4 protein-coding genes are annotated in these 7,004 nt (G+C 61.0%); 1 reads left to right on the top strand and 3 read right to left on the bottom strand.

The window, feature by feature from the left end:
* Nucleotides 1–169 precede the first annotated feature (169 nt).
* The 3 genes from PMI34_RS22955 to acnA all read right to left on the bottom strand — a co-directional run bounded on the left by PMI34_RS22955 (nt 170) and on the right by acnA (nt 5,605).
* Nucleotides 170–1,735: a methyl-accepting chemotaxis protein gene (locus PMI34_RS22955; RefSeq protein ID WP_008046920.1), complete on the bottom strand. Its 1,566-nt coding sequence runs from the start codon at nt 1,733–1,735 to the stop codon at nt 170–172.
* A gap of 105 nt (nt 1,736–1,840) precedes the next feature.
* Complete coding sequence (locus PMI34_RS22960) at nt 1,841–2,632, bottom strand: CPBP family intramembrane glutamic endopeptidase (RefSeq protein WP_008046919.1); 792 nt, start codon at nt 2,630–2,632, stop codon at nt 1,841–1,843.
* A gap of 231 nt (nt 2,633–2,863) precedes the next feature.
* Nucleotides 2,864–5,605: an aconitate hydratase AcnA gene (gene acnA, locus PMI34_RS22965; protein ID WP_008046918.1), complete on the bottom strand. Its 2,742-nt coding sequence runs from the start codon at nt 5,603–5,605 to the stop codon at nt 2,864–2,866.
* A gap of 222 nt (nt 5,606–5,827) precedes the next feature.
* Between acnA and rlmM the strand changes: the two genes are divergently transcribed.
* Entirely contained in the window at nt 5,828–6,901 is a 1,074-nt protein-coding gene (gene rlmM, locus PMI34_RS22970) for a 23S rRNA (cytidine(2498)-2'-O)-methyltransferase RlmM (protein WP_008046917.1), read from the top strand.
* The last annotated feature ends 103 nt before the right edge of the window (nt 6,902–7,004 follow it).

Raw genomic sequence — 7,004 nt, 5'->3', positions numbered from 1 at the left:
GCCCGCTCCCACAGGGTTTTGCACTGATCACAAAATCAAGCCGCACCAACGATCACTGTGGGAGCGGGCTTGCCCGCGAAGGCGGCCGCACAGGCAACATACTTTTCAAATTGATAATAAAAAAGCCCGGAAGCTTCCACTGTCCGGGCTTTTTATGAATCAACCACAATCAGCGGTTAAACCGCTCCACCAACGAATATTGCGTGTTGGCAGTCTTGGTCAGCTCTTCACTCAGCAACGCCGAGTTCTGTGCCTGTTCCGAAGTCTGATCCGCCAGGTCCGAAATGTTGCTGATGTTGCGGCTGATTTCTTCGGCCACGGCACTTTGCTCCTCGGTCGCGGCGGCGATCTGGGTGGTCATGTCGGTGATGTTGGCCACCGCTTCGCTGATCCCCACCAGTGCCTGGTCCGCTTCCAGTACCCGCGCCACCCCTTCTTCCGCCTGGCGATGCCCGGCTTCCATGGTTTGTACGGCGGTACCGGCGGTTTGCTGGAGTTTGGCGATCAGTGCATGAATCTGCCCGGTGGACTCGCTGGTGCGTTGCGCCAGCTGACGGACTTCGTCAGCCACCACCGCAAATCCACGCCCCATCTCGCCGGCACGGGCCGCTTCGATGGCGGCGTTCAGGGCCAGCAGGTTGGTCTGGTCGGCGATGCCTTTGATCACGTCGACCACGCCGCCGATTTCGTTGCTGTCCTTGGCCAGTTGGGTCACGGTCACGCCGGTTTCTCCGACCACCACCGACAGGCGCTGGATGGCTTCGCGGGTTTCCCCGGCGATGTCGCGACCACGACCGGTCAGGCGATTGGCTTCCTGGGTGGCGTCGGCGGTGCGTTGTACGTGGCTGGCGACCTCCTGGGTGGTCGCGGCCATCTGGTTGACCGCGGTGGCCACTTGCTCGGTCTCGACCCGTTGACGTTCCAGGCCGCTGGAGCTGTTATGTGCCAGGGCATCGGACTGTCTGGCCTGATCGGTCAGGTGTTCAGCCGTGTCCTGCAGACGTGTCAGGCAAGTTTTCAGGCGTGCTTCCTGGCTGAGGATCGACATCTCCAGCCGCGCCTGGGCGCCGCGACTGTCGGTGTACATCTGTGCGATCAACGGATCGGAGGTGGTTTGCTCGGCCAGGCGCAGCAAACGCTTGAGGCCGCGCTGTTGCCACTGCAGGCCCATCAGGCCCAGCGGCACCGAGAGACCGGCAGCCAGGGCAAACCCCCAGTGGGAGTTCAGCGACGCACCGATCATGAAGCTCAATTGGCTGACCAGGATGAACGGCAACCAGTCTTGCAGGATCGGTACCCATTTATCCGAGGAGGGAACGGCCGACTTGCCCTGGTTGATGCGTTGGTAGAGCGCTTCGGCGCGGCTGATCTGTTCGGCGGTGGGCTTGACCCGTACCGACTCGTAACCGATCACCTGATTGCCTTCGAAGATCGGTGTCACATAGGCGTTCACCCAGTAATGATCACCGGTCTTGCAGCGATTCTTGACAATGCCCATCCATGGCAAGCCTTGTTTCAGCGTTTCCCACATGTGTGCGAACACCGCGGCCGGGACGTCGGGGTGACGAACCAGGTTGTGCGGTGCACGGATCAGTTCCTCTCGGGAGAACCCGCTGATTTCGACGAAAGCGTCGTTACAGTAGGTGATCATGCCCTTGGCATCGGTGGTGGAAATCAACCGTTGCTGAGCCGGAAAGGTCCGCTCGCGTTGTGTAATTGGCTGGTTGTTACGCATGGCTTTTTTAATCCGCAAGGCTTTCAAGTGCTGTATCGGCAAGGTCGGCGGATTGTTGAGATTATTTTTCGATAATCAGCGATGCGTCGCAAAATGACCCTTGCGTCAGCCAGCGAGCATCGGATAGGTGAACAGGCCGAAGTGCAGCAGGTTCAGGCCAAAATGAGTAGCGATGGCTGCTGTCAGTCCTCCAAAACGGTAGGCCAGGCCATAGCCGATCCCGGCCAGGCCGGCCAGCAGGACCCATTGCCAGCCAGCACCGGCATGCGCGAGGCCAAAGATCAGCGAAGCCAGGAGCAGCGCAAGGTTTTCACCCTGACGCAGATTTTTCAGCCAGCGACTCAGGCCGCTCTGGATGTAACCGCGAAACAGCGCTTCCTCGACAATCGTCACCAGCAGCAGATTGTTGAGCAGCCACAGCCAGGCAGAATCCGGCCACTTCGGTGCCCAAGCGACGACACCCAGCAACAGTGCGCCGCCCAAGGCCAGCACGGCACTCAGGGGCAACGCCAGTGCGGTGGCAAACAGGATCGATCGAAACGAGCGCCGACCGACAAGCCATGGGCAGACCAGTAACAGCCAGAAACCGATCAGGGGTTTGTCAAGGTTCGCGTACATGGAAAACGGCACCGCGTCGTCGGTGAAACGTTGCGTGGCGATGATTGGGCCGTTGTAGAAACCGGGCCACCAATGCGTGGCAAGGGCCAGCGCGAGAATGATGAACAGGCCATGGCCGAGGTACCGACCGAACTGAAGTGTTTGCTGGCTAGCGGCAAAACCGGAAACCAACAGCAAAGCAACAGAAATCGCCGCCGGCCAACTCATACTGCTGAAGTCCAGTGCTAAGTAGTAGCCGAGGGAGAGGAGGGCCAGAAAAGTCCTTGGCAGAAAAAACATTGAAAGTCCTTGTATCGAAATTCTGTGGATTCCCCCAGTCTCCAGTGGGAGCGAGCTTGCTCGCGATGACGGCGGAACATTCAAAGATGATGTTGAATGACACTCCGCTATCGCGAGCAAGCTCGCTCCCACAGGGACTAATGTCGGGCCAACATCAAGCAATGCGAGATTATAGGGATGTGGTCACAAACAAAAACACCGCCCGAAGGCGGTGTTTGTATCAGCACATGGCTAGGAGGCAATCAACTGCCGCAACACGTAATGCAGAATCCCCCCCGCCTTGAAGTACTCCACCTCATTGAGCGTATCGATGCGGCACAACACCTCGATCTTCTCGCTGCTGCCGTCTTCGCGAGCGATGACCAGCGTCAGGTTCATCCGTGGCGTCAGCTCGACGCCGGTCAAGCCGAGGATGTCCAGGGTTTCGCTGCCATTGAGGTTAAGGCTCTTGCGGTTCTGATCCAGCTTGAACTGCAGCGGCAGCACGCCCATGCCCACCAGGTTGGAGCGGTGAATCCGTTCGAAGCTTTCGGCGACGACCGCTTTCACCCCCAGCAGGTTGGTGCCCTTGGCGGCCCAGTCGCGACTCGAGCCGGTGCCGTATTCCTGGCCGGCGATCACCACCAGCGGCGTGCCTGAAGCCTGATAACGCATGGCAGCATCGTAGATCGGCATTTTCTCCCCGGTGGGAATGTAGCGGGTGTTGCCGCCTTCTTCGCCGCCGAGCATTTCGTTGCGTATGCGGATGTTGGCGAAGGTGCCGCGCATCATCACTTCATGGTTGCCACGCCGCGAGCCGTAGGAGTTGAAGTCCCGCGGCTCCACGCCTTTGTCGCGCAGGTATTGCCCTGCCGGGCTGTCGACCTTGATGTTGCCGGCCGGGGAGATGTGGTCGGTGGTCACCGAGTCGCCGAGCAGTGCGAGGATCCTGGCGCCGCTGACGTCCTTGACCACGGGCGGCGGGCCGCCGATGTCGTCGAAGAACGGCGGGTGCTGGATGTAAGTCGAATCGTCCTGCCAGACATAGGTCGCCGCTTGCGGAACCTTGATCGCCTGCCATTGCGCGTCACCGGCAAACACTTCGGCGTATTCCTTGTGGAACATGGCGGTGTTGACCTGATTCACGGCATCGGCAATTTCTTTGCTGCTTGGCCAGATGTCCCGCAGGTACACCGGTTTGCCATCCTTGTCCTCGCCCAACGGCTCGCGGCTGAGGTCGGTGCGCACCGTGCCGGCCAGCGCGTAGGCCACCACCAGTGGCGGGGAGGCCAGCCAGTTGGTTTTCACCAGTGGATGCACCCGGCCTTCGAAGTTGCGATTGCCCGAGAGCACGGAGGCCACGGTGAGGTCGGCTTGCTGGATGGCTTTTTCGATGGGCTCCGGCAGCGGCCCGGAGTTGCCGATGCAGGTGGTGCAACCGTAGCCGACCAAGGCAAAGCCCAATTCATCGAGGTAATGGGTCAGTCCGGCCGCCTTGTAGTAGTCGGTGACCACTTTCGAGCCGGGGGCCAGAGAGCTCTTCACCCAGGGTTTGCGTTTCAGGCCTTTTTCCACGGCCTTCTTCGCCACCAGTCCGGCGGCCATCATCACGCTGGGGTTGGAGGTGTTGGTGCAGGAGGTGATCGCGGCGATGACCACGGCACCGTTTTTCAGGCGATAGGTCTGGCCTTCGTAATCGTAATCCGCTTCGCCGGCCATATCGGCATTGCCGACGGCAACACCGCCACCGCCTTCACTTTCCAGACGGCCTTCTTCCTTGCTGGTGGGTTTGAATTGCAGGTCGGTGAAGTCGCTGAACGCTTGCGCGACGTTGGGCAGCGACACCCGGTCCTGTGGACGTTTTGGTCCGGCGAGGCTGGCTTCGACGCTGCCCATGTCCAGCGCCAGGCTGTCGGTGAAAACGGGTTCCTGACCGGGCAGGCGCCACAGGCCCTGGGCCTTGCTGTAGGCCTCGACCAGTTGCACTGTTTCCAGGGGGCGGCCGGACAGGCGCAGGTATTCCAGCGTGATGTCGTCCACCGGGAAGAATCCACAGGTGGCGCCGTACTCCGGGGCCATGTTGGCGATGGTCGCGCGGTCGGCCAGGGGCAGGTCGGCGAGGCCGTCGCCGTAGAACTCGACGAATTTGCCCACCACGCCTTTTTTGCGCAGCATCTGGGTCACGGTCAGCACCAGGTCGGTGGCGGTGATGCCTTCCTTGAGCTTGCCGGTGAGTTTGAAACCGATGACTTCGGGAATCAGCATCGACACCGGTTGCCCGAGCATTGCCGCTTCCGCTTCAATACCGCCGACGCCCCAGCCGAGCACGCCGAGGCCGTTGATCATGGTGGTGTGGGAGTCGGTGCCCACCAAAGTGTCGGGGAAGGCGTAGGTGCGGCCGTCCTCGTCCTTGGTCCAGACGGTGCGGCCGAGGTATTCAAGATTCACCTGGTGGCAGATCCCGGTGCCCGGCGGCACCACGCTGAAATTGTCGAAGGCACTCTGGCCCCAGCGCAGGAACGCATAACGTTCGCCATTGCGCTGCATTTCAATGTCGACGTTCTGCTCGAAGGCGCTGCTGGTGGCGAACTTGTCGACCATCACCGAGTGGTCGATCACCAGGTCCACCGGCGACAGCGGGTTGATCCGCTGCGGATTGCCGCCGGCCTTGGCCATCGCCGCACGCATGGCGGCCAGGTCGACCACCGCCGGTACGCCGGTGAAGTCCTGCATCAGCACCCGCGCCGGGCGGTACTGGATTTCGCGGTCGGAGCGACGCTCCTTGAGCCACGCGGCCAGTGCCTTGAGGTCGGCGCCGGTGACGGTTTTTTCGTCCTCCCAGCGCAGCAGGTTTTCCAGCAGGACTTTCAACGACATCGGCAACTTGTCCAGATCGCCCAGGCTTTTGGCGGCCTCGGGCAGGCTGAAGTAGTGATAGGTCTTGTTGCCGACTTGCAGGGTCTTGAGCGTATTCAGGCTATCGAGGGACGGCATTGCGATCACTCCTTTGAGTCCGCACGGCTACGGACTGGGGGAACGGGTAGAGGACTAAACCTAGTCCTCTTTAGTGCTTAAGGCTAATAACTGGACTCTATGGGCAAGTTCGAGGTTCCGAAGTCGGCTATGATGCGCGGGTTTTCGTGACAGGCTTTGCTTCAACGCAAGTCTGGGCATCGCGCAGTGGCCGAAATTCCTCGCCATTGCCCAGGAGTAAGAATGAACACCCTATTCATGCATTGCCGGCCGGGCTTCGAAGGCGAAGTCTGTTCCGAGATTTCCGACCTTGCCGCGCGCTTGAACGTGGCCGGTTATGCCAAGGCCAAGGCGGCAACCGCCTGCGCCGAGTTTGTCTGCACCGAAGAAGACGGCGCCGAGCGCCTGATGCGCGGGCAGCGTTTCGCCGAACTGATCTTCCCGCGCCAGTGGGCCCGGGGGATCTTCATCGATCTACCGGAAACCGACCGCATCAGCGTGATCCTCGCCCATATGGCGGACTTTCCGTTGTGCGGCAGCCTGTGGCTGGAAATGGTCGATACCAACGACGGCAAGGAACTGTCGAACTTCTGCAAGAAATTCGAAGTGCACCTGCGCAAGGCGCTGATGGCCGCCGGCAAGCTGGTGGAAGACGCCCACAAGCCGCGTTTGTTGCTGACGTTCAAGAGCGGCCGCGAAGTGTTCATGGGCCTGGCGGAGTCGAACAACTCGGCGATGTGGCCGATGGGCATTCCCCGTTTGAAATTCCCCCGCGAGGCGCCGAGCCGTTCGACCCTCAAACTGGAAGAGGCCTGGCACCACTTCATCCCGCGCGACCAGTGGGACGAGCGCCTTCACAGCGACATGACCGGCGTCGACCTCGGGGCCGCCCCCGGTGGCTGGACATGGCAATTGGTCAACCGCGGCATGTTGGTGACCGCCATCGACAACGGTCCGATGGCTGAAAGCCTGATGGATACGGGGCTGGTGCAACACCTGATGGCCGACGGTTTCACCTTCAAGCCCAAGCAACCTGTGGACTGGATGGTCTGCGACATCGTCGAGAAGCCGGCGCGCAACGCCGCGATGCTGGAAGAGTGGATCGGCGACGGGCATTGCCGCGAGGCGGTGGTCAACCTCAAGCTGCCGATGAAACAGCGCTACGCCGAAGTGAAGCGCTTGCTCGAACGCATTGCCGATGGCTTCAAGGCGCGGGGCATCAAGGTCGAGATCGGCTGCAAGCAGCTGTACCACGACCGCGAGGAAGTGACCTGCCATTTGCGTCGGCTGGATGCGAAGAAGCCCAAGTCCCGCTGACACACGGGGACCAATGTGGGAGCGGGCTTGCTCGCGAAGGCGTCGTGTCAGTCGACGTCAACGCTGCTGACACACCGCTTTCGTGAGCAAGCCCGCTCCCACA

Source organism: Pseudomonas sp. GM74 (assembly GCF_000282455.1).
Taxonomy (GTDB): Bacteria; Pseudomonadota; Gammaproteobacteria; order Pseudomonadales; family Pseudomonadaceae; genus Aquipseudomonas.
This window is presented reverse-complemented; position numbering and strand designations above follow the sequence as displayed.